General features: G+C 63.1%; 26 protein-coding genes. 16 read left to right on the top strand and 10 right to left on the bottom strand.

Going from position 1 to position 19,941, the window contains the following annotated elements; all coding sequences use genetic code 11:
* Positions 1 to 6: 6 nt before the first annotated feature.
* The 3 genes from LMT64_RS06800 to LMT64_RS06810 form a co-directional block, all read right to left on the bottom strand.
* A complete protein-coding gene (locus LMT64_RS06800; RefSeq protein ID WP_126351478.1) occupies positions 7 to 1,587 on the bottom strand; it encodes an Rqc2 family fibronectin-binding protein in 1,581 nt (526 codons plus the stop codon).
* Positions 1,588 to 1,978: 391 nt separating this feature from the next.
* Entirely contained in the window at positions 1,979 to 4,690 is a 2,712-nt protein-coding gene (locus tag LMT64_RS06805; protein WP_126351479.1) for a BamA/OMP85 family outer membrane protein, read from the bottom strand.
* Positions 4,691 to 4,795: 105 nt separating this feature from the next.
* The gene (locus tag LMT64_RS06810) at positions 4,796 to 6,574 is read right to left on the bottom strand and encodes an SLC13 family permease (protein WP_126351480.1); all 1,779 of its coding nucleotides are present in this window, start codon (positions 6,572 to 6,574) and stop codon (positions 4,796 to 4,798) included.
* Between the two features lie 99 nt (positions 6,575 to 6,673).
* Between LMT64_RS06810 and tatA the strand changes: the two genes are divergently transcribed.
* Together tatA and LMT64_RS06820 are read left to right on the top strand one after the other, a co-directional pair.
* Positions 6,674 to 7,084, top strand: coding sequence for a twin-arginine translocase TatA/TatE family subunit (tatA, locus tag LMT64_RS14230; RefSeq protein WP_126351481.1), 411 nt, complete (start codon positions 6,674 to 6,676; stop codon positions 7,082 to 7,084).
* Between the two features lie 57 nt (positions 7,085 to 7,141).
* On the top strand, positions 7,142 to 8,212 hold the full coding sequence (locus LMT64_RS06820) for a YifB family Mg chelatase-like AAA ATPase (protein WP_126351482.1): 1,071 nt from the start codon (positions 7,142 to 7,144) through the stop codon (positions 8,210 to 8,212).
* A 30-nt stretch (positions 8,213 to 8,242) separates the two neighbouring features.
* Here the strand turns inward: LMT64_RS06820 and LMT64_RS06825 are convergent, their stop codons facing one another.
* The 7 genes from LMT64_RS06825 to LMT64_RS06855 all read right to left on the bottom strand — a co-directional run bounded on the left by LMT64_RS06825 (position 8,243) and on the right by LMT64_RS06855 (position 14,300).
* A complete protein-coding gene (locus tag LMT64_RS06825; RefSeq protein ID WP_126351483.1) occupies positions 8,243 to 9,724 on the bottom strand; it encodes a recombinase family protein in 1,482 nt (493 codons plus the stop codon).
* 351 nt (positions 9,725 to 10,075) lie between these two features.
* Positions 10,076 to 11,035 carry a hypothetical protein gene (locus LMT64_RS06830; protein WP_126351485.1) on the bottom strand — a complete coding sequence of 320 codons (960 nt, stop codon included), beginning with the start codon at positions 11,033 to 11,035 and terminating at the stop codon, positions 10,076 to 10,078.
* Positions 11,036 to 11,095: 60 nt separating this feature from the next.
* Positions 11,096 to 11,767: an HNH endonuclease gene (locus LMT64_RS06835; RefSeq protein WP_126351486.1), complete on the bottom strand. Its 672-nt coding sequence runs from the start codon at positions 11,765 to 11,767 to the stop codon at positions 11,096 to 11,098.
* A 43-nt stretch (positions 11,768 to 11,810) separates the two neighbouring features.
* Complete coding sequence (locus LMT64_RS06840; protein WP_126351487.1) at positions 11,811 to 12,626, bottom strand: excalibur calcium-binding domain-containing protein; 816 nt, start codon at positions 12,624 to 12,626, stop codon at positions 11,811 to 11,813.
* Between the two features lie 32 nt (positions 12,627 to 12,658).
* On the bottom strand, positions 12,659 to 13,102 hold the full coding sequence (locus LMT64_RS06845) for a hypothetical protein (RefSeq protein WP_229253097.1): 444 nt from the start codon (positions 13,100 to 13,102) through the stop codon (positions 12,659 to 12,661).
* A gap of 51 nt (positions 13,103 to 13,153) precedes the next feature.
* The gene (locus LMT64_RS06850) at positions 13,154 to 13,612 is read right to left on the bottom strand and encodes a S24 family peptidase (protein WP_229253098.1); all 459 of its coding nucleotides are present in this window, start codon (positions 13,610 to 13,612) and stop codon (positions 13,154 to 13,156) included.
* Positions 13,613 to 13,631: 19 nt separating this feature from the next.
* Positions 13,632 to 14,300, bottom strand: a complete 669-nt coding sequence (locus LMT64_RS06855; RefSeq protein WP_170165931.1) for a LexA family transcriptional regulator — start codon at positions 14,298 to 14,300, stop codon at positions 13,632 to 13,634.
* A gap of 124 nt (positions 14,301 to 14,424) precedes the next feature.
* On the opposite strand from LMT64_RS06855, the gene LMT64_RS06860 reads away from it, so the two are divergent.
* The 14 genes from LMT64_RS06860 to LMT64_RS06925 all read left to right on the top strand — a co-directional run bounded on the left by LMT64_RS06860 (position 14,425) and on the right by LMT64_RS06925 (position 19,871).
* Positions 14,425 to 14,685, top strand: a complete 261-nt coding sequence (locus LMT64_RS06860; protein WP_126351491.1) for a helix-turn-helix transcriptional regulator — start codon at positions 14,425 to 14,427, stop codon at positions 14,683 to 14,685.
* Complete coding sequence (locus LMT64_RS06865) at positions 14,675 to 14,929, top strand: hypothetical protein (RefSeq protein ID WP_126351492.1); 255 nt, start codon at positions 14,675 to 14,677, stop codon at positions 14,927 to 14,929. Before LMT64_RS06860 ends, LMT64_RS06865 begins: the two co-directional genes overlap by 11 nt.
* 64 nt (positions 14,930 to 14,993) lie before the next feature.
* Positions 14,994 to 15,422 carry a hypothetical protein gene (locus tag LMT64_RS06870; RefSeq protein WP_126351493.1) on the top strand — a complete coding sequence of 143 codons (429 nt, stop codon included), beginning with the start codon at positions 14,994 to 14,996 and terminating at the stop codon, positions 15,420 to 15,422.
* A complete protein-coding gene (locus LMT64_RS06875; RefSeq protein WP_126351494.1) occupies positions 15,419 to 15,655 on the top strand; it encodes a hypothetical protein in 237 nt (78 codons plus the stop codon). The genes LMT64_RS06870 and LMT64_RS06875 overlap by 4 nt, the downstream gene beginning before the upstream one ends.
* Positions 15,655 to 15,867 carry a hypothetical protein gene (locus tag LMT64_RS06880; protein WP_126351495.1) on the top strand — a complete coding sequence of 71 codons (213 nt, stop codon included), beginning with the start codon at positions 15,655 to 15,657 and terminating at the stop codon, positions 15,865 to 15,867. Before LMT64_RS06875 ends, LMT64_RS06880 begins: the two co-directional genes overlap by 1 nt.
* The gene (locus tag LMT64_RS06885; RefSeq protein WP_170165932.1) at positions 15,864 to 16,037 is read left to right on the top strand and encodes a hypothetical protein; all 174 of its coding nucleotides are present in this window, start codon (positions 15,864 to 15,866) and stop codon (positions 16,035 to 16,037) included. Before LMT64_RS06880 ends, LMT64_RS06885 begins: the two co-directional genes overlap by 4 nt.
* A complete protein-coding gene (locus tag LMT64_RS06890) occupies positions 16,037 to 16,249 on the top strand; it encodes a hypothetical protein (RefSeq protein WP_148103221.1) in 213 nt (70 codons plus the stop codon). The genes LMT64_RS06885 and LMT64_RS06890 overlap by 1 nt, the downstream gene beginning before the upstream one ends.
* Positions 16,246 to 16,404 (top strand): hypothetical protein, encoded by a 159-nt coding sequence (locus tag LMT64_RS06895; protein WP_170165933.1) that lies wholly within the window; start codon positions 16,246 to 16,248, stop codon positions 16,402 to 16,404. Before LMT64_RS06890 ends, LMT64_RS06895 begins: the two co-directional genes overlap by 4 nt.
* Entirely contained in the window at positions 16,401 to 17,126 is a 726-nt protein-coding gene (locus tag LMT64_RS06900) for a BRO family protein (protein WP_170165934.1), read from the top strand. Before LMT64_RS06895 ends, LMT64_RS06900 begins: the two co-directional genes overlap by 4 nt.
* Positions 17,123 to 18,118 carry a helix-turn-helix domain-containing protein gene (locus tag LMT64_RS06905; RefSeq protein WP_126351498.1) on the top strand — a complete coding sequence of 332 codons (996 nt, stop codon included), beginning with the start codon at positions 17,123 to 17,125 and terminating at the stop codon, positions 18,116 to 18,118. Before LMT64_RS06900 ends, LMT64_RS06905 begins: the two co-directional genes overlap by 4 nt.
* The gene (locus LMT64_RS06910; protein ID WP_126351499.1) at positions 18,111 to 18,926 is read left to right on the top strand and encodes an ATP-binding protein; all 816 of its coding nucleotides are present in this window, start codon (positions 18,111 to 18,113) and stop codon (positions 18,924 to 18,926) included. Before LMT64_RS06905 ends, LMT64_RS06910 begins: the two co-directional genes overlap by 8 nt.
* A gap of 50 nt (positions 18,927 to 18,976) precedes the next feature.
* Positions 18,977 to 19,315, top strand: a complete 339-nt coding sequence (locus tag LMT64_RS06915; RefSeq protein ID WP_126351500.1) for a hypothetical protein — start codon at positions 18,977 to 18,979, stop codon at positions 19,313 to 19,315.
* Positions 19,312 to 19,596 (top strand): hypothetical protein, encoded by a 285-nt coding sequence (locus tag LMT64_RS06920; RefSeq protein WP_126351501.1) that lies wholly within the window; start codon positions 19,312 to 19,314, stop codon positions 19,594 to 19,596. The genes LMT64_RS06915 and LMT64_RS06920 overlap by 4 nt, the downstream gene beginning before the upstream one ends.
* Positions 19,593 to 19,871, top strand: coding sequence for a hypothetical protein (locus LMT64_RS06925; RefSeq protein WP_126351502.1), 279 nt, complete (start codon positions 19,593 to 19,595; stop codon positions 19,869 to 19,871). Before LMT64_RS06920 ends, LMT64_RS06925 begins: the two co-directional genes overlap by 4 nt.
* The last annotated feature ends 70 nt before the right edge of the window (positions 19,872 to 19,941 follow it).

Raw genomic sequence — 19,941 nt, forward strand, 5'->3', positions numbered from 1 at the left:
TCCAACCTACTGGTCCCCGTCCGGTAGATCACCGTCCACAAACACCGTCTTCTGGGCGGTGTAGTTCACCTGTCCGGCTGCCGCACCTTTGGGCCGCCAGACATGCTTGATACGGGTGTAGTCCACCGGCACGTTGGAACTGCCCCGTGCCTTGGAGTGGGCCGCCGCCAGTCCCGCCGCATACAGAATGTCGGGTGGGGACAGCTCCCGCCCGGCGCTGCCGGTGCGGACCAGCACATGACTGCCCGCATATCCCTGCGCGTGAAACCAGTAATCCATGCTGCGCCCGACACGGTGGGTCAGGGTGGCGTTTTCGCGGTTGTTGCGCCCGACCAGGGCCGTCAAGCCACTGGGCAGCGTGAACTTGAGGCCGTACGGCACTTTCTCAGGCTTCTCGCGGGTCAGCTGCGCGGCCATGGCTTCCAGCTCCCCGAGCCCCGCCTGATCCAGTGCCTCCACACGGGCCTGGGCTTCCGCAAATTCGGCCCGCAGGCGCGGCTCACGCTCGGCCAGACGCCCGTAGACTTCTTCACGGCGGCGGGCACGGGCATACAGCTTCTCGGCATTCTGCACAGCACTCAGCAGCGGGTCCAGGGAGATGGTGATTTCGCCTTCCCCAGTCAGGTCCGGCAGAGTCACCGTCTCCGCCTGGGCAGTCACCCCATGCGAGTAGGCCATCAATGTGTCGGCCTCGGTGCGCTCCTGGGTCGCCAGCGCCAGGCCCTCGTCGGCGCGGGTCACGTCACTCAGCTGATTGGTAAGCAGCGTCAGGCGCTTTTCTAAGGGACCACGCAATTCTTTGCGGAGTTGCGCCGCCTTCTCGGCGCGGGCAGCCTGCCGCGCTCCATCGGTCATCACCCCTTCGCTGACGGTAGGATCGTCTGCCAGTGAATGCAGGGCTGTGACGGCCTGCGCCAGCCGCTCTGGCCCTGGTGCGTCCGTAAATCCGGCGCGGCGGCCCAGCTCAGCGCTGAGCAGCGGTCCTAGACCGTCCACCTGGCTGCGCCATTGCGTGAGCGGCAACCTATCCAGACCAGCCGCCTGGGCCTCCGCCACTTCCAGGGTCTGCGGATCATATTTGTCGTAGGGCGGCGGCGGCGTGTACGCCCCCCCTGAGCGCGTGGTGCGGAAACGGTTGCGGGCCGGGGTGATTTCACGGGCTGCGTGAATGATTCGGCCCGCAAATCCACCCTCCCCGGCTTCCATAATCAGCAGGTTGGCGTTGCGCCCCGTGACCTCGAACAGCAGCCGGGCAGGGGGAACAGCCACGAAGCCTTCCTCTCCAGCAAAGTGCAACTGAAACACCCGGTCCAACTTGAGTTGTTCCACGCGCAGCAGGTCCCCGCGCACCTTGGCACGGACCATCTGCTGAAAAGGATTGTTCGGCTCGCCACGCAGCCGCTCACGCGAGAAGTACACCACCGGCTGCGGCGGGCGGTAAGACAGCACCAGATTGCCAGGGCCACTTTGCTGGCCTTCCAGCAGCAGGGCAGCGGTGGTTTCGTCGGGAAAAACCCAGCCCAGTGACCGCGCGGGCAACTCGGCTTCCAGGTCGCGCAGCACGCGGGAGAGCATCAGACCTTCCATAGTCCTGGCATTGTAGGGGTTTTCTGGCGCTGGCTATGGACGGCTCCGCGCAGTTGGTGAATGATTGCCGCAGGGTCAGTGATGCAGCCACTGCGTAGCATCAGAACCATCAGCCCTTGCCACCCGCACCATCACGGCAACAAAACAGCGCAATCCGGCAAAGACCCAGGGGTGGGTCAATCCTTGCTCCGGTTCGTGGCTCGGCTTAGGCCTCGCCTCCGATAACCAGAAGTCTTTCAGATGCGAAAAAGACCTGGGGGCGGCCCCAGGTCAATCCTCGCTCTCGCTCGTCCACTCGCCTCCGGCTCGTGGCTGATGACCAGAAGTCACAGCAAGCGAGCGTGGCTCAGGGTCGGCCCTTCGCCGTTACTCGCGCTGCTCGGCAAGTCGGTTACCAGAAGTTCCCCAGGCGGAAGTAGAACTGGCCGTTGCTGGTCTGGGGATTGTAGCCGTAGTCGAAGCGGACCGAGGGCAGCTGGGTACCGCCAAAGCCCAGGTCAACCTGTACGCCGGCACCGAAGCCGTAGTTCAAGTTGAAGTCTTCTTCAGCGCCCCAGGCGTCACCGGCATCAGCGAACAGTACGCCGTAGACACCCTGAGCCGGGCCGAGGTTGAGACCCAGGTCACGGCGGTACTCCGCCGAGGCGGTCAGGTAGTTGCTGCCAAACAGCGAACCGTTCTCAATCCCGCGCAGCTGGCGCGAGTAGGTGCTGCTGCCGCCACCGCCCACGCGGAAGCCGGTGCCTTCGGGAGCATTCCCGACCAACGTACCAGCGTTGGCCCGCACAGCCACAGCCTGATTGGGAGTGGTTTCGCCGCTGGCACGCTCAACCGTCTCACCGAAGCCGAAGTAGGTGCGCGCTCCGCTTTCCAGTTCGAACCAGCTCACAGGGTCGCTTCCGACCACGCCGAAGTTGTACGAGCCACTCACGTCGGCGCGTACCCCATCGGTTGGGAAAGTAAAGGAGTTGGCGTCGTCATAGTTCACGCGGCCCGAAACGCTGGTGGTCAGGCTCTTTTCGGGCAGCAGCTCGGCGGCCTCGGCATCGGTCAGGGCGCAGGGGCGGCGCAGTTCCTCAATGCGGGCGGTGTCGTTCTTGTCGACGGTCACAGGCTCATCCGAGCAGGTGATCCAGTACTGGGTATCACCCTCAACCCGGTAAGGGCTACGGACATCGGTGTCACGGATCTTGTCTTCTAGGAAGAAAGTCCGCTGGCTGACGCCTACGCCCACACCTGCGGAGATCTGATCGGTGAAGCGGCGACTGAGATCTACTCCAAAGGAGTTGCTGCGAACCGTGTAATCACGCCCGGTGTCTTGCTTGACCTCGCCACTTCCTTCCGGGTTACCACGCTCAACGAAGATGGCCTGGTTGCCGCCGACCGTGCTGGAGATGGTGGTACTCAGGCTGGTGCGGTTCTCGCGGAAGTCCAGGAAATCCAGGTCCAACCAGGGAATGGTGTACTGCGCGCTGCCATACCAGTTCTGGCCCGCGTCGTTTTGCTGAGCACCCAGGTTGATGGCACCGTAGTGGCCCAGCCCGAACACGTTGGGGTTGGAGTAGCCTGCTTCACCGCTCCAGCCACCGGCCAGGCTGTCGTAGCCCAGGCCCAGCTGCACAGGAATGCCTACGTCGGCCTCGGCGACGGTCAGCACATAGGTCAGGGCTTCAGGGTTCTGGGGGTCCACGCGGGTTTCCTGGCCCACCAGCTGGACATAGCCCAGGCGGCTGATGCGGGCCAGACTCTCGCGCAGCTCGTTGGCATTGAACAGCTCACCGGGTTGGGGCAGTTCACGCAGAATCACGCGGTCCTCGGTGCGGTGCTCGCCCTGCCAGTTCAGCTCGTAGCCAGCCAGCTTCACTTCACGGATATTGAAGGCCAGCACGCCATCTTCGAACTGCACCGCGTCACGGGTGCTGATCTCGTAGCCCTGGGCACGGTACAGGTCACGCATCTTGACGAAGTTGTCCTGCGCCAGCTGCGGGCTGAACACGTCGCCTTCCTTGATGGTCAGGGCCGTGCGCAACTGCTCGGTAGACAGCTGGGTATTGCCCCGGATCTCGATGCTCTGGATCGGAGCTGTGACCACGTTGGCGCTACCAAAGTAAACCACCACTTCACTCAGGTTCTGAGGATTGGCCTGCAGCGCAAAGCCCACGGGCTTGCCAGTCTGATTGGACAGAGTGCGTACGTCTTCTTGGAGGTCCTGGGCACGGATGGGCTGGCCAGTGCGGGTCCGCAGACTGCCGACCAGCGCCGGGTCCACTTGGCCCAGGTTGCTGGTATCCAGCTGCGCGACACGGCCCTCAACCACTTGAATGGTCAACAGGCCGTTTTCCAGACTGGTGCGGTCCACCCGCACGCCGGAATACAGGTATCCAGCCTCTTCGTAGAGTGCCTGCACCTGCGCCACAGCGCGGTAATAGCTTTCGGGGGTAAAGCGGCCTGACTGCTGCAAGGGGCGGAAGATATTTTCCACCTGGGCACGGTCCAGCAGGGTGACACCTTGAATGCGCACCGAGCTGATCGGGGCGGTTTCATCCACCAAGAAGCGAACCGTCACGGTGCCGTCGTTGGCGGGCGCGGTCTGCACAGTCACTTTCGGCTCAAAGGGATAGCCTTCCGAGCGGTAGTTGTCCAGCAGCGCAGCCTTGGCCTGCTCCAGGCGGGCGGTATTGAGCGCTGCTCCGGGGGCAATGTTCAGCAGATCGGCGATGCTCTTTTTAAAAGCTTCGGCCGGCAAGAAGGTCAGGCCCGTTGCGTCCACGCTGCCGATGGTGGCATTGGGGACCACGTCAATGACCAGTACGTCGCGGCCTTCACGCTGCTCGACACGGGCCGTGGCACTGGAGAAGTAGCCGGAGTTCAACACACCCTGGCGGACCGCTTCCAAGTCTACGCTGGCTACCGGAGCGCCCGGCTGAACATTCAGCGTGGCACGCACAAAGTTGGCCAGCAGCTCGGTGGTACCGTTCACAACAACTTCGGAGACGGTTCCGGCAGGCTGAGCGACCGTGGGGGCGGCGGTGGGTGCCGTCTGGGCCAGTGCCGGGGCAAAAGCACCGAGCGCCAGCGTCAACATCAGCGTATGGGTTCGCATAAAGCCCAGTTTGCCACAATTCATCAAGACTGGATGAACCAGCCTGTGAGTGCGCTGTGAAAAGGCTGAGCTGGCCGTCAGAAGTCCATCAGCCTGGCCTGGGCGTCAGGAGGTGAGGGGCCAGACCAGCGGCACAATCAACATGGTCAGCACGAAGGTCAGCAGTGTCAGTCCGCCGCCTACCCGCACAAAGTCGGCAAAGCGGTAATGGCCGGGGCCGTACACCAACATGCAGCTCGGCTCCAGCGGCGTCAGGAAAGAGTTACTGGCGGCCAGGGCCACCGTGACGGCGAAGGGCCGGGGATCATAACCCAGTGCGCCCGCCACACCTACCGCCAGCGGCAACATCACCAGGGCCGCGGCCTGGTTGCTCATGGGCTGGGTCAACAGCACCGTAAAGAGATACACCCCGGCCAGCGCCCCCAGCCCGCCCAGTGGCTCCAGGGTTCCCGCCAGCCAACCGGCAACCTGCTCTGCGGCCCCACTGCTCTGAAAGGCCGCGCCGAAGGCCAGCATGGCCGCCACCAGCACCAACACCGGCCACTCAATAGACCGGTAAGCCTCGGCAGGGCTGATCAAACGTAGCGCCAGCGCCAGGGCCACCGCGCTGATCAGGGCCACCACCAGCGGCACCAGCCCGGTGGCCGCCAGCACCAGCGCCCCCACGAACAGCAGGGCGGCCAGCGGCGCGCGTGAGCCGTCCGGTTGCTGCTCGGTCAGGTCGGCCAACACCGCAAAAGCGTCGCCCAGACCACGCAGACGTGTTTCAGGCCCCTGAATCAGCAACACGTCGCCCACCCGTACCCGCAAGCCCCCGAGTCGCTCTACAGTTTTTTCGCGGCGGTGCAGCGCCAGGACACTCAGGCCATAGCGCTCACGAAAGCGGGCCTCGCGCAGGGTGCGCCCGATCAGCTCGTTGCCGGGCATCACCACCGTTTCAACCAGTCGCACCTCGGATTCCAGGCCACTCAGCGACAACTTTTCTGCCGAGCGGCTGACCAGGCCCAGCGCATCCTGGGCCGCCAGCAGCCCCTCCGAATCGCTTTCCAGGGCCAAAGTGTCCCCCAGCTCTATACGGAAAGACGCTTCCGGCGCGTAAATGGTGCGCTCGCCCCGCCGCACCACCACCACCATCAATCCATAATCACTGCCCAGACGCGACTGCGCCAGGGTCTGCCCCACCAGCGGACTGTCAGGTGCCACCGTCAGATCGGAGATGTAGGCGCGCACCTGCTGCTCCATTTCGGATTCGCGGGTCGGCAGCAGCCGGGGCGCCACGAAAAAGAGGTACAGCAACCCGGCCACCGCCAGCGGGACCCCCACCCAGGCCAACTCGAAAAAGCCCAGCGGCTCCAGACCAAGTTGCGGCAAGAACCCCGACACCACCAAGTTGGTACTGGTCCCGATCAAGGTGATGGATCCACCCAGAATGGACGCAAAAGCCAGCGGCATCATGACCCGCCCGACATGTTCACCGGTGCGGCGGGACAGGGCGTACATCACCGGCAAGAAGACGGCGGTGGTCGCCGTATTGCTGGTCACGGTACTGACCGCCGTAACCCCGCTCAGGAGGCGCTGAATCAGGCCGCGCCCACTGCCTTCGGAAGAACGACCCGGCCTGCGCCCCCCCGGCCCTGCCAGCACGCCCACCAGCGCACGAATCACCCCGCTCCGGACCAGGATCTGCGCCAGGATAAAGAGGGCTGCGAGCGTCAGCACGGTGGCGTCTCCGAAGCCTGCTAGCGCTTCTTCGGGGGACAACAGCCCACTCAGCATCAGTGCGGCGATCAGGAGCAGGGCCGTGACGTCCACCGACAGCCACTCGGTAGAAAACAGCACCAGCAAGGCGCCAAGCAAGATAAAGACGAGGCTGACGGGGTCCATGTGTCTCGCAGTTTAGAGCAGGCCCAGCCGAAGCTGATCGGGGCTGAAGCTGACTTGGACTTCACCGCTCCTGAACATTTAACGCCTAGACTGAACGTTATGAACCTCGGTCCCGGTGAAATTCTGCTGATTCTTGTTGCCGCCCTGATTCTGTTTGGTCCGGCCAAATTGCCTGAACTGGGCAAGAGCCTGGGCAAAGGCATCCGTGAATTTCGGCGGGGCACCCAGGGCCTTAAAGATGAGTTGGAAGGCAGTCTGAAAGAAGAACCCGCCCGCCCAGCGGCGCCCCAGGCCCAGCCCGCACAGGTGCCAGCGACACAGACCCCGATGCCGACAGTGCAGGCTCAACCAGAAGTTCACCAGACCGTATACAGCGCCGCACCGGACGCCCAGCCGCAACCTGCACCGGCCCGCGCCTCAGATATGGCGGTCAACCCAGTGGTCGAGACACCCACCGCCGACGCCCCGGCAGCAACGCCCACCCAGACCGCCACGCAAAACCGCAGCTGAACTTTTGCATGCGGCGTATACACTGCCTAACATGACCCGCAGTTGCCGAGGCCGCCAGTGTTAGCCCGTGTTCGCAGCGCCGCCTTGATCGGGGTAGATGCGGTGCCCGTTGAGGTTGAGGTGGATGTCTCGCCAGGTCTGCCGTCTTTTATGGTGGTGGGCCTGCCGGATCAGGCGGTCAGTGAGGCACGCGAGCGGGTGCGGGCAGCCGTCCGCAATTCAGGCCTGCCCTTTCCGGCGGCACGGATTACCGTCAACCTGGCCCCAGCAGACCTGCGTAAAGAAGGCCCGCTCTACGACCTGCCGATTGCGCTGGGCGTCCTGGCCGCGCAGGAGTTGCTGCCCCTGACGGCGCTGCGTGAAGTCCTCTGCGCAGGCGAACTGGCGCTGGACGGTTCCCTGCGCCCAGTGGCGGGGGGGGTGAATCTGGCCCTGTTGGGAGCAGACCTGAACCTGCCGGTGCTGGTTCCCGCAGGCAACGCTGCCGAGGCCGCCTTGATTGAGGTTCCAGTGTACGGGGCGGGGACGTTGCTGGACGCCATGCGTCACCTAAGCGGACAGGCCATCTTGCCTCAGACACCAGCCTCAGTCCCTGCACGGGACCCCACTGCCGCTCCCGACCTGGCCGATGTCAAGGGTCAGGCGGCCGCCAAACGGGCGCTTGAAATTGCCGTTGCGGGCGGCCATAACTTATTGATGGTCGGCAGCCCCGGCAGCGGCAAGACGATGCTGGCCCGCCGCGCCGCAGGACTGCTGCCCCCGCTGACCCGCGCAGAGGCACTGGAAGTGATCCGCATCCACTCGGCGGCGGGGCTGCTGACGCGCGGCATGGGCCTCAGCGGAACGCCACCTTACCGCAGCCCCCACCACACCGTTTCGGACGCAGGCCTGATCGGCGGCGGCAGTGTACCCCGGCCGGGCGAGGTCAGCCTGGCGCACCGGGGCGTGCTGTTTCTGGACGAATTTCCGGAGTTCTCACGCAAGGCCCTGGAGACCCTCCGTCAACCTCTGGAAGATGGGCGAGTCACGATCTCACGCGCCCGCGCCTCGGTGGAATACCCAGCCAACTTTCAGCTGATCGCCGCCATGAATCCTTGCCCCTGTGCAGATCAATCCAACGACGCCTAGCACCTTATCCACACCCCCTGTGGACAACCCCTAAATCACCCACTCCACGTCTACCCCACCGTCAGCCCCCACCGTAATACGCTGCACCAGGTGGTGCGCTAGCGTTTGCCGTAGCCCGTCATCGGCGGTGTCCAGCTCGCCCTGATAGCGCTGTGCCAGGGCGCGCAGCTCCTCAGCCTGCTGCTGGTAGGCCTGCTCCTGCGCCGCAGTATCGCTCAGCTGACTGATGCGGCTTTCAAGTTCGGCGATCTGCGTGTCCAGTCCGGCGAGGCGCTCCAGATATTCGGCCTTGCTCAGTGGACCATTTGGGTCTAGGTAGAGGTCGGTCAGTCGCTTACGGCTTTCCCGTGACTCAGCCAGGGCGGTGCGGGCCAGCGGCAGCTCAGCCGGGATCAGGGTTAGGGGACGCTGCTCCAGATGCCGCTCCGGGGCACTGAGCAGCTCACAGATGTGCTGCCAGATCTCACCCTCAATGTCCCGCATAGCCAGGCCAGGATTGCGGCAGCGGGCCGCCTGCTCCTTACCGCTGCGCTCCGAGCGGCCTGAGCAGGCGTACCCCTGCCACTTCTTGCCCCTGGTTCCGATGTAAGTGCAGCCACAGCCCCCACACTTGATCAGACTCTTGAGCATATAGGTGTGTTTGGCATTGCGGGTGGCGGTCAGGGCGTTTCGCTGCAAGGTGGCCTGCGCCGCGTCCCACAGTTCCGGGGTGACGATGGCCGGGCAGGGCACGCTGATGACGTCCTTGCCATTGGGGCCTTTGGTGTTGCGCTTCCCGTAGCGATACTCGCCCCTGTAGGTGGTGTTCTTCAGCAGCCGCAGCACCCCACCAGCCCGCCAGTAGGTCGCCGTGTCCTTCCCGCGAATGCCACGGCCATCGCGGCGGTACTTGGTGGGGATGTTCAACCGCGTCAGCTCCTGGGCCACTTTGGTGGTGCTCCAGCCCTGCTCCCCAACCCAGCTGAAGATCATGCGCACGATCTCGGCCTCCGGCTCATAGACCACCAGCTGCTTGTCCTCGGCCTGGTAGCCATAAGCGGTGATCCCCCCAACGTACCTGCCTTCCTTCACAGCCTTGCGGGTTCCGTCCCGGCTGCGCTGCATGAAGGTGTCCCGTTCCAGCTCGGCGAAGATGGCGGTCACGCCCAGCGAGACCTTGCCCATAGGCGTGCTGCTGTCAATCTGCGGCTCGGAGTAGGAGCGGACGCCTACGCCCAGGTCGGCCAATTCCTGAATCAGCGAGTAGGCCAGGTAGGTGCTGCGGGCCAGTCGGTCCAGGCGGTAAATCAGCACCGTCTCGAACAGGCCCTCTTTGGCGTCGGCCAGCAGCTGCTCCAGCGCTGGCCGCTCCCGGCTGCTGCCACTCCAGCCACCATCCACATAGTCACGGGCCACCGTGTAACCCTGCTGGTCAGCGAAGGCCCGTAAGATGCTGGCCTGGGATTCCAGGCTATGGTTGGTGGTCTGCTCCTCCGTGGAGACGCGGCGATAGACGGCGATGCGGTGGTTCATGGTAGTACCCATCGAACAAGGGAAAAAAGCTGGCCCAATGCGAGCCAGCTCTCGAAATATGAAGGTGCTAGCGAGTTAAGACCGCTTCCTCTTTCCCACTGCGCATCTGCTTCAAGATGGACTTCGCTGCCCGGCTTGCTGCACCTCTCATGGATGGAGTAACACCCGGCTCGCTGCGATCCTTCTTCAAGCAATGCGCACCTTCGACGGTGACTATGCTGCCGCGAGGTGTGTACTTGACGGACTTTTTCGAATAGGATTGCTTGCTCATGACTCCTCCTTCCATAAGCGGTGGGACATCTAGTATCGATTGAACTTGACTCAGTGTAGTGGCTTCTCATGACAATCCCCTTAATCAAGCTCGTCCTTAAGCCTATGGAAACTTTGGAGCAGCCGTTCATCCGTCAAGCAGAGGGCCAAGGTACTGATGATCGGCAGGCTGAGAGTGTATGCCTCCCTCACATCATCTAGAGATTCAAAAGTTCCTTCGTAGGGGCTGTCAACGTTGACCACTCCTACCACGCATCCACTTGTGTCAAGAATTGGAAGGTTCGCTACTGAGAGATAACCCCTGTTGTCCTCGCCGCCATGCTCGCGCACATCTGCCACATAGTTCACCGCCCTCTGACTGAATGCGGAAAAGAATCCCCACTCCTTTTCCGCAAGTGGAAGTTGGCGGGGGAGGTGGCGACTCCTCCCGCCGCCACCTGGCTCAATTGCTACCAGATAGAAATTCCCGTTCTGGTCGGGTAACACCAGATTCGCCGTAAAGCTTGCATCTACACCCTCGTAGTAGGCGGTAAATACGGATATAACTGCCCTTAAAAGTTGGGGAAAGGGGTTATCTCGAATGACTGAGCCGGAACTCGACATCTGCCTCTGCAGGCTATCTATGGCAGCTTCATGTTGACCGGCCACGACTTTCCAGTCGTCAAGTAGATTAAGCCATCCAGCATTAATAGCTTGCTCAAGCTCTACTTCATGCTCAGCCTTCATAGTTTCAATCTGCTCATCCTTCGACTTGCTGGCAGCCTTCTCGCGAGCGTCAAGGCCGATCTTAAATACTTTCGAAGCCGCAAAAATAACTCCTAGAAAAACGGTGATCAGGACGTATGGCATCTGGAACAAAGTGCTTTTCTCTTCTACCGCCCGCCAAGTAAGAATGATGGTGGCTAGAGCGGAGACGGAGTCTAGATTCGCTAGAAAGAGAGACCAGCCACGGCGTTTTGGTCCAGCCTGTGACAGATCAAGGAACTGTCCCCACCAGTTTTTCTGTGGCTCACTTAGTGTAGGATTCCGTTCCTCTAGCATTCACCAACCCCCTATCTCCACCCACTGCCCAGCCTCAGCCCGTGCCGAAGCCAGTCCACTTCACAGCCGATCACCCTTAGCCAGATTGCAGCGCCGACAGAGCAGTTGCAGGTTGCCTACACTGGTCGCCCCGCCCTTGCTGTGTGGAATGACGTGATCGAACTCCAGATAGTTGGTATCGCCGCACTCGACGCACTTGCCATGGTCACGGTGCCAGACTTCCAGCTTGACTGCCTGTGGGATGCTCCTGCTGGCCCGCTCAGCCTGTGGCAGCAGCATCAGCCGCTTATGCAGCTTGACGGCAGATTCAACGATCAGCCCCGCATATTGGCCCTGGGTACTCAGTTGCCCATTGCCTTTGGAGCCTCCTGTTTTCAAGTTGAAATGCTGTCCCTCACCCTGTACGGCCAGCACGTTGCCGAGGCCCACCTTCCAGCCGCCCGACTGCGCCGTAAAAATGACACGCGTATTGGTCACAGTCAGCATGCCATTCACCATCTTCGGTCCCGACTTCAACTGGCGGGTATACATGGCCGGGCTTTCCAGGTAGCAGTGCTCACCCGGGTCTAGCAGCAGCTGAGAATGCACGTCGGGTAGGTTGCCTTCTCGAAGCTGCCGCACGTACTCCCGCAGCTGTTCCTGACGCTCCTCTTCAGCGCGCTTGCGTTCTTCAATGCTTTCGTTAATGCCCTGCATCAGGCCCTGGAAGGCCCCCTTGATCTTGTCTAGCACTGCTTTCCTTCCTCAGAGGTCCGTAACTCTAGGCTGTACCCTTTCACGACTCGCACGCCAGCCCATCACTGTCCCCGTCCAATTTGGGACGGTAGCCAGGGTCACTAGGGGTCATGTTGCTGTAACCGGCAGCCTCAGCCTCGGAGCAGTTTGCAAAGTACACCTCTGCCGGTACCTCTTCTGTAGCGGCCAGTGGCAAGGGCTCAGCCACCGTCTCGCTTGATTCCTCGAACAACGCCTGTTCGGCGTCGTAGTACTTCTGGGTCTGCAGGTGCATGACGATGGGTCCATTGTCCAGGGCAAGCACGCCAGCCAGCGGACCCGTACTCAGCCGGCTGAACGTGCCATCTGCAAGTTCCAGGTCGCCCAGATCACCAGCGGTGAAGGCTGGCCCCTCTATCTCGAACCACCAGTCATCCGGGGCACGCCATACCATGTTCACGGTTTCACCTAGGTTAGGCCGGTCCCAGCTGTAGTAGTGCCGGTCTTGCTCGGTGCTGTGCTCCTGCGGATTCAGGGCGTCAGGTACATTGCCCAGTGCCAGCAGCTCATCCGCGACCGCTACTTCAGGCTCCGCTTCTACCGGGGCTACCTCTTCGGCTTCAGGCTCAGTCTCTGCTGGCTCAGCTGCTTCAGTCTCTTCCGCAGGGACCTCTGATACTAGGGGCTGGGGAGCCGCTTCCTGAGCAGGGGCTTCCTGTGCGATCTCCGTCTGGCTGACGGTGTCCGTGTTCTCGTCACCGCCTCCCATCGCTGCACCGAGAATGACCAAGCCACCAACGACCCAAGGCCACTTGGCTTTCTTCTTGGGGCGGGGTGCTGCAGCTATGGGGGCGACTACTTTCTTCCTGCGTGCCATTTCTCTACCTCAAATTCCTTGCTGTCAGTGCTTCACTGACTCATGTGGGGAAAGACACCCTCAACCATGACGAGAATGATGTCGCGGTTAGTAGGCTCAATGCTCAGGAAGAGATACTCATTCTTACCGCCAACCTTTTCGAAGGTTGAGATCACCTGGTATTCGCCCTCGGCACTATCGACGTACCTGAAGCCTCGCATGCCGAGCAGTTTCTCAAGTGTAGAAAGGACAGCCTCAATACCGCTGTACTCCACCCGGTAGCCTTCGACCCAACTGACCTTGCCGCCGAGGCCCTCATATCCCTGACGAAATCCGTCAGCCAGTTCACGCCCAGCATTCGTGCAGTAAGGATTTAGCCCCTTTACCAGCGCCGTACCTTCCTTGAACTGATAGCCATTGAAGAGAGTTTCCTGCTGAGGGCAAGCAGCGGCCGCAGAGGCAAGGGCGAACAGGGCCGCGAAAATCAGTTTTCTCATACCCACCATTCTTCCACCGAGGATCTTTCAGCGTTGTCAATCTTGCGTCGGCTACAGCCCCCGGTACCCACTCGACACCCAGCCCCGGCCCGCCACGTTGTAGGCGTACACCCGGCCCAGGTTGCGGATCCCCGCGTCCAGCAGCAGCGGCCCATACGCCGGGTTGTCACTGTGCAGCGCTGGTCGGCCCTGATACAGATTCAGCCGCTTCAGTACCAGCGTGCCATCGTCCAGCCGGAAGGCGTAGCAGTGGCCCCGCTCGGTCAGCACGTCACGCCCATGCACCAGCACCAGGCTCCCGTGGGTGATCCCACTCCCATCCGGCAGGGTCATGCTGTCCCCGTCCGCCTGCACCACGAACATGCCGTGACGCCGGAACCCCAGCGGAATCGGCACATGCGGCTGCGTGGCAAAGGGACTCTCTGGATCCAGGGGGATTCCAGCACTGGCGGAACCGATGAAGGGCGCTCGGCTGGGAGCATAACGGCGAGGGATAAAAAAGTTCAGCACAGGGGAAACCTCCAGTGGCTCAGTTCAGAAGCGGTGTGACGGGGTGGGCAACGGCAACGACCTGGCCGACCACCTGGGCGTCCGCCGCAGGGATGGGTTCAAAGTCATGGTTCTCAGCGCGGAAGATGGCCCCAAGCCGGGACTCGGTGTACTGGCGGACATGCACCCCGTCCTGATCCAGCACCACATAGACCTTGCCTTCCTCTGGGGAGGTCAGGCTCAGATCGATGTGCAGGTGGTCGCCTGGGCGAATGCTGGCGCTGCCCGTGCCGTTCATCTCCTCACTGTCCATTCGCAGCACGGCGGGCTGCTGGATGCCTGGGGCCACCGCCACATGATCCACCGGCATTCCAGGGGTATCGAAGTCCAGCGCGGCGGCCAGCGGATACACGTCTACGCTGCCTTCGCCGACCAGGGTGGCCTCGGTCATCCCCAGGTCCACCCCCGTCACCCGCTGCATGTCGGAAAGCGTCCAGTTCAGGGCGCGGGCGAGGGCAACGACGCGCATGTAGGCGAGATCGGTGAGATGTTGTCGCCCAACTTCCAAGCTGGACATGGTGCTCTGCGAGACAACACCACCTGTCAGATCAGCGATCCCCTCTTGGGAGATACCAAGCTGAACACGCCGTAATTTGAGCGCTATAGCCCACTCCGGCACAACTTTGGTGGTGGTTCGACCTCTAGCCATTGAATACGTTCCTAGCATTGCCCTACTAGTACGCTGAGGCTATTTCAGTAGTTCCCTGGTAATCAAAGGCTATGCGAGTAGTGGTATTGACAGGATACCAGCACAGACGTAAAATACGTTTACGATGGTAGAGAAGAGATACAACCTGACGGGCCTCAAGGGCATCCGCGAAGCCAGAGGGATCACTCAGCAACAGCTCTCTGAGCAGGCTGGGGTATCAATCGCAACCATCCAGAAGCAAGAGCAGGGCGTCCAGCGCGATGTGTCGCTGAGTATCGCCCTGCCCATCGCCCAGGCATTGGAAGTCTCTGTTGAACAGCTTTTTTTGCTTGAAATTACCAGTAAAAACGTAGAAGGCCAAAAAGGAGCCACCCATGCCAAGTAAACCGGTCGTCCGTCACCACCACCCTGGACCGAACCCGAAGGGCGACAAGGCGCTGGCCGCTGCTGGCGCGGTGGTCATGCGCCGAGCGATGGAGGGGCTACGCCGAGATGGCGACCCCTACCTGGGCCACGTGACCACGGGCAGCGGGCAGGCGATCAGCAGCCCCGAAGCCCAGACCGCGCTGGCCCAGGCCCTGATCGGCCAGCCCTCCCCTACTCCGCACCGCGTCTCTAAACCCGCCTAAACAACAAAACACCCCCGCGTCATGGCCGGTAACGACGGCTCAGCGGGGGGAAAGGAACAAACAGATGATACAGCACCCCCAACCCAGAACCAAAACCCAGCGCCAGGTGGCCGCGCACCGCTGCGCCCACTGCGGGCGTGAGCTGCCCACCGGGCAAGGCACCGAGATTCCCTTCATCGGCCCAGTCGGCCCTGAGTGCGTCCGCAAGTACGGCAGCCTGGTCGCCGCCATCGAGCAGGCCAACGGTATGGAGTGCTACGAGTGGGACCAGGGCAGCGTCCGGCTGGCCCACCATGTCCTCTGGGACCTACGCGGCGCCGGTGTCGCGGTGGCCGTGGTCGACGTGAAGCCTGGTGTGAAGGCGCTGGAAGTGCGCGGCCTGAGCCGCAAGCCCCGGAAAGTGGTGGCCAGCTTCGCCGAGGTACGGGAGCGCTTCGAGCAGCGCTTGGGCCTGGCGGCCGCCGAGCGCGAGGAAACCGGGTGGGTGGCATGACGAACACCGATGCAGCCCACCGTCAGGCCCAGGTGGGCCTGTACGCCGTGGTCTATGGCCCCGACAAGGATGGTGGCCTGGACCTGCACGCCGCGTGGTGCGTAATCAAGGCCTACCACGCCGAGACCGACCTCTTTACGGTGCGTACCGTGTCCGGCGTCTGGCGTCAGTTCCAGCCCGCCTGCCTGATGGTGGCCACCACGCCGTTCCAGCCCTACCAGGTGGTGAGCTGATGCGGGCCAAAGCGTTTCGGCACGAGGCACTTACCCTGGCTGACCTGGAACGGCTGGTCGGGGAGTACGCGTCCCGCCAGGCGTTGGATCCACGGCGAACCCTACGCCGACTGTACGCCTCTGAGCGGCTGGATCTGGGAGACGGCACCAGTGTGGTCAAAGACGGCCAATGGCTGCGGCTGTGGCCTGTCGCGAAAGACGGTGCGGCATGACCCCTGAATTCACTGCCCTGGTCCTGATCGGCCTGGTCATGGCCGCCATCGTCTGCAGCGCGCTGCTGTGGCGTGCGCTGGACCGGACCGAACGCCGGTTGGAGGAAAAGGCCCGCCAGTTGGAGCGGGTCTACGACAACCGCTACCCACGTCCCCGGAGGCGCAAATGATGACGCTGCTCTATGCCGTGACGGTCCTGCAGGCGACGCCTGTGGGCCTATCGCCCTACGCCCTGGTGGTGGCCTATCCCAACCACGTGATGGTGCTGGGCAAGAACCAGTCACCCGTCACCCCCGCTACGCCTGCCGAGCAGCTGGAGTTCCGGTCCCGCGTGAGTGCGGCGCTGGCGCTGGCCTATCCGGAAAGGCGGGTGCTGTCGTGATTCGCGCTCTCGCCCTCGCACTGGGCAGCGGGCTGCTGATCGAGCAGGCTCCAGCCCCACTGGACATGTTGCTGATGGTTCTTTCGATGCTCTCGCTGTTTGCCGCCCTCGTGATTACCGCCCACAAGCTGGGCGGCGGAAAGGAATTGCTGTGAATCTGCAAAAGTTCGACTTTCACACCCAGGGTGTGCGCGTGGTGGTGGTGGGAGGCCAGCCCTGGTTTATCGGTAGGGATGTGGCCGTAGTGCTGGGGTATGCCAACCCTCAGAAGGCCATTCGCGACCACGTAGACGAGGAAGACAGGGGGGGTGAACGAATCGTTACCCCCTCCGGCGAGCAGGAAGTAACCGTTATTAACGAGTCGGGACTGTACAGCCTGATTCTGAAGTCGAAGCTCCCCAGTGCCAAGGCGTTCAAACGCTGGGTGACGGCTGAAGTGCTGCCCAGCATTCGCCAGACCGGCGGCTACCAGCTGGCCCCGGCGCCGGCGGCCTTGCCCAGCTACCCCGAAGCCCTGCGCCAACTGGCCGACACGCTGGAAGAGAAGGCTCAGGTGGAAGCGCGGCTGGCCCTGGCTGCACCCAAGGTGGAGGCGTATGACGCCCTGATGGACAGCGAAGGGCTGATGCTGATGCGCGAAGCAGGCAAGGTCCTGGGCATCGGTCAGAACCGGCTGTACGCCCTGTTGCGTGAGCTGGGCATCATCATTCCCAAGAGCTGTGAGCCTTACCAGTGCCATGTGGACGCTGGGCGCTTCGTGCTGCGAACCGTGACGTACATGCGCGGTGATACCCAGGCCAGCAGCCAGACCACCTACGTGACCACCAAGGGACTGGAGTACATCCGGCAGCGGCTGCAGAAGGCGGGTGCGGCGTGAGCATTTATGCCACCAACTGGGCCTACGAGCAGCCCATCAAGCCAGCAGGCCGGAAGTTCGTGCTGGTGGCCATTGCCAACTTCGCGGATTCCGAGGGCCGGGCCTTTCCTGGCGTGGGCACCCTGGCGAAAATGACCGGTCAAGACGAGCGCAGTGTGCGCCGGCACATCGATGCACTGGAAGAAAAAGGCTTCATCAGGTCCCAGGAGCGCCGCCGCAAGGACGGTTCGAGAACCACCGACGAACTCTGGCTGCAGGCTCCGGCAGAGGCGTTGAATCCGGCCTCAACTGCAACCGGACAATCTGTCCGCAAGTCAACCGGGCAAAATGCCCGCTTGCAGGAACAACCGGACAATTTGACAGGGACTACCGGACAATTTGACCAAACCAACCGGACAATTTGTCACCCCTCACCGGACAATTTGTCAGGGCATGAACCATCATTTAACCATCACTACGAACCATCACTAAAAAAACACCTCGCCGCTGACGCGGCGGCGCACGCCCCCACCCCACCTGAGCAGGCCACGGAGAGCGAACGCTCGCAGGCCGTCACCTCTCAGGTTCAGCCATCCGCCGGCGAGGGCACTCAGGACACCCAGCCCGCTGCAGGTGAAGAAGTTCCGCCGGCGCCGCGCCGCGCGCAGCCCAGTGCGGCCCGCCGGCTGATTGAAGTCTGGAACGCCCACCGAGGCCCACTGCCGGAAGTGGCATCCCTAAGCGAAGGCCGCCGCAAGGCCGTGAAAAAGCTGGTCCGCGACTGCGGCGATGACGTGGACCGCGCTGCCGCAGTGCTGGCCGACGCTGCCCGCGAAGTGGCTGGTGACGAGTTCTGGATCTCCCGCCGCTACGGGTTCGACAACCTGGTGCCCGGCAAGGTCTTCCAGAAGGCCGAAGCCTGGCACGCCCGCGCCCAGCGCCCCGCCGCTGACGGTCTGGCCACTGCGCCAGCCGTCCCTGCCGCCCGAAAGGACTGGGTAAACCATGAGTGACACCGCTCCCAACCTGCAGCTGGCCACGCCGGTCAGCCCCTTCCACGCGCTGATTCCCACCGACCTGGCCCCGGTGGACCTGCCGGAAACGGCCTGCGGCACCATCGGCTGCCTGGATGGCTGGCTGGTCACTGACCGCGGCATGCTGCGCTGCCCGGCCTGTGAGGCTCAGGCCCAGACCGAGCGTCTGGCCGCCCAGTACGAGCAGGCTGGCGTGGAGGGCACGCTGTTCCACCAGGAGTGGGCCGACATGCAGCTGGAGCACGGCTCCTGGCGGCTGGCCCGCGCTTTCGGCGAGAGCATCGGCGACGTGCTGGCAGACGCCATCAACCTGGTGCTGGTGGGCGAGGTGGGACGCGGCAAAACCCAGGCCGGGGTACTGCTGGCCAAGGACGCTCTGCAGGCCGGGCACTCGGCGCTAGTGGTGACCTGGGCGGACTGGGTGGACGACGTGATGAGCGACTACTCGCGCCGCAGCCGGACCCAGGCCGAGCACATTGAGGACCTGGTGGCCCCGGACCTGCTGGTGCTGGACGATGTGGGCGCTGCGGCCACCCAGACCGGCGAACTGGAGCGCAAGCTGTTCACCCGCGTGATCGACGGCCGCTACCGCCGCCGCCGGGCGACGGTGATGACCAGCAACCTGACAAGCCGCCAGCTGCAGGACGCGATGGGCGTGCGCGCCTTTGACCGGATCCAGCATGCCTGCGAGTGGATCATCTTCGACGGCCCGACCTACCGCGCCGAAGTGGAGCGCAGCCGGGTGGCGGACACCATCGCCCGGATTCGTGGGGAGGCGGGGCTGTGAGGCGCCCGAACCCCCTGGATGGCCCTTTTGCGGATCCAAAACCGGTGAAGTTGACGAAGGGTGAACTGGCCGCCGCCGTGGCTGCCCTTCATACCTCACTGCGTCTGTTCCCGCATGACGCCCTGCGCCCAGAGCGTGAGCGGCTGGCCGAATGGCTGGGTGCTCAGGCCCACACCTGGCGGCTGAGCTTCACCCAGGAGGGGCTGGCAGACCTGTGCGACTGCCTGGGCTATTACGCGGCCAGCCATCCGCCAGGCAGTAATGAGCAGATTGACGCCGCCTACGCCATGGTGAAACTGGTGCAGGCAGCCGACCCCAGGCTGCGTGTGGCCCGCGCCGTTGCAGTCGCAGACAAGCTGCTCACTGAGCGCTGGCGGGGGAAGTCGTGAGCGCCGTCCTTGAACCCGGCACCCGCGTGCGCCACACCGTGCCGGGCATGCGCTCTGGCGAAGTGGAAGTGCTGGTGCGCGACGGCGTGATCGAGCGTCTGGTCAATGTCTGCGAGTGGGACCGGCAGCAGGACACCTACCGCGTCCGCTACGACCCAGAGCACCAGTTGCTGCCGCTGGGTGGCCGCTGTGAAGAGAACTACGCCGTCCGTCACCGGCTGGAGGTGCTAGGACCGCCGGTACCGGACTTCGGGCCGCTGTTTGAGGGGGTGCAGCCATGACCAAACTCGCCATCACCCTGGACCACCTGCTGAAACAGGCCGCCCAGCGCGGTCAGCCGGTCCAGCGTTCCCTGGGTCATGGCCTGCAGGTCCGCGCCGCCGTGAACCCCCGCCGCCTGTGCCTGTGGCGCACCGAAGGCGTCTGGGAACCCGGCGAGGCCAGCGAGCGCGAGGGCCGCACCTGCGCCAAGGCGCTGGGCTGGGGCAGCTACCGGCTGACCTGGAGCAAGAGCGGGCGGTATCTGACCGTCGAAGAAGAGGGAGGACTGCTGTGAGACCCCAGCCCACCACCGACCACGGCTGGGCACCTGCACGCGGTTGCAAGTCCAGCACCAATCACTATTT

It is taken from the genome of Deinococcus radiophilus (assembly GCF_020889625.1).
GTDB classification, from domain to species: Bacteria; Deinococcota; Deinococci; order Deinococcales; family Deinococcaceae; genus Deinococcus; species Deinococcus radiophilus.

What these genes read in the sequence shown, in the direction of transcription:
- LMT64_RS06800 (WP_126351478.1), bottom strand. Translation starts at nt 1,587, where the DNA reads ATGGAAGGTCTGATGCTCTCCCGCGTGCTGCGCGACCTGGAAGCCGAG.
- LMT64_RS06805 (WP_126351479.1), bottom strand. Translation starts at nt 4,690, where the DNA reads ATGCGAACCCATACGCTGATGTTGACGCTGGCGCTCGGTGCTTTTGCC.
- LMT64_RS06810 (WP_126351480.1), bottom strand. Translation starts at nt 6,574, where the DNA reads ATGGACCCCGTCAGCCTCGTCTTTATCTTGCTTGGCGCCTTGCTGGTG.
- tatA (WP_126351481.1), top strand. Translation starts at nt 6,674, where the DNA reads ATGAACCTCGGTCCCGGTGAAATTCTGCTGATTCTTGTTGCCGCCCTG.
- LMT64_RS06825 (WP_126351483.1), bottom strand. Translation starts at nt 9,724, where the DNA reads ATGAACCACCGCATCGCCGTCTATCGCCGCGTCTCCACGGAGGAGCAG.
- LMT64_RS06830 (WP_126351485.1), bottom strand. Translation starts at nt 11,035, where the DNA reads ATGCTAGAGGAACGGAATCCTACACTAAGTGAGCCACAGAAAAACTGG.
- LMT64_RS06840 (WP_126351487.1), bottom strand. Translation starts at nt 12,626, where the DNA reads ATGGCACGCAGGAAGAAAGTAGTCGCCCCCATAGCTGCAGCACCCCGC.
- LMT64_RS06845 (WP_229253097.1), bottom strand. Translation starts at nt 13,102, where the DNA reads ATGAGAAAACTGATTTTCGCGGCCCTGTTCGCCCTTGCCTCTGCGGCC.
- LMT64_RS06855 (WP_170165931.1), bottom strand. Translation starts at nt 14,300, where the DNA reads ATGGCTAGAGGTCGAACCACCACCAAAGTTGTGCCGGAGTGGGCTATA.
- LMT64_RS06860 (WP_126351491.1), top strand. Translation starts at nt 14,425, where the DNA reads ATGGTAGAGAAGAGATACAACCTGACGGGCCTCAAGGGCATCCGCGAA.
- LMT64_RS06865 (WP_126351492.1), top strand. Translation starts at nt 14,675, where the DNA reads ATGCCAAGTAAACCGGTCGTCCGTCACCACCACCCTGGACCGAACCCG.
- LMT64_RS06870 (WP_126351493.1), top strand. Translation starts at nt 14,994, where the DNA reads ATGATACAGCACCCCCAACCCAGAACCAAAACCCAGCGCCAGGTGGCC.
- LMT64_RS06875 (WP_126351494.1), top strand. Translation starts at nt 15,419, where the DNA reads ATGACGAACACCGATGCAGCCCACCGTCAGGCCCAGGTGGGCCTGTAC.
- LMT64_RS06880 (WP_126351495.1), top strand. Translation starts at nt 15,655, where the DNA reads ATGCGGGCCAAAGCGTTTCGGCACGAGGCACTTACCCTGGCTGACCTG.
- LMT64_RS06885 (WP_170165932.1), top strand. Translation starts at nt 15,864, where the DNA reads ATGACCCCTGAATTCACTGCCCTGGTCCTGATCGGCCTGGTCATGGCC.
- LMT64_RS06890 (WP_148103221.1), top strand. Translation starts at nt 16,037, where the DNA reads ATGACGCTGCTCTATGCCGTGACGGTCCTGCAGGCGACGCCTGTGGGC.
- LMT64_RS06910 (WP_126351499.1), top strand. Translation starts at nt 18,111, where the DNA reads ATGAGTGACACCGCTCCCAACCTGCAGCTGGCCACGCCGGTCAGCCCC.
- LMT64_RS06925 (WP_126351502.1), top strand. Translation starts at nt 19,593, where the DNA reads ATGACCAAACTCGCCATCACCCTGGACCACCTGCTGAAACAGGCCGCC.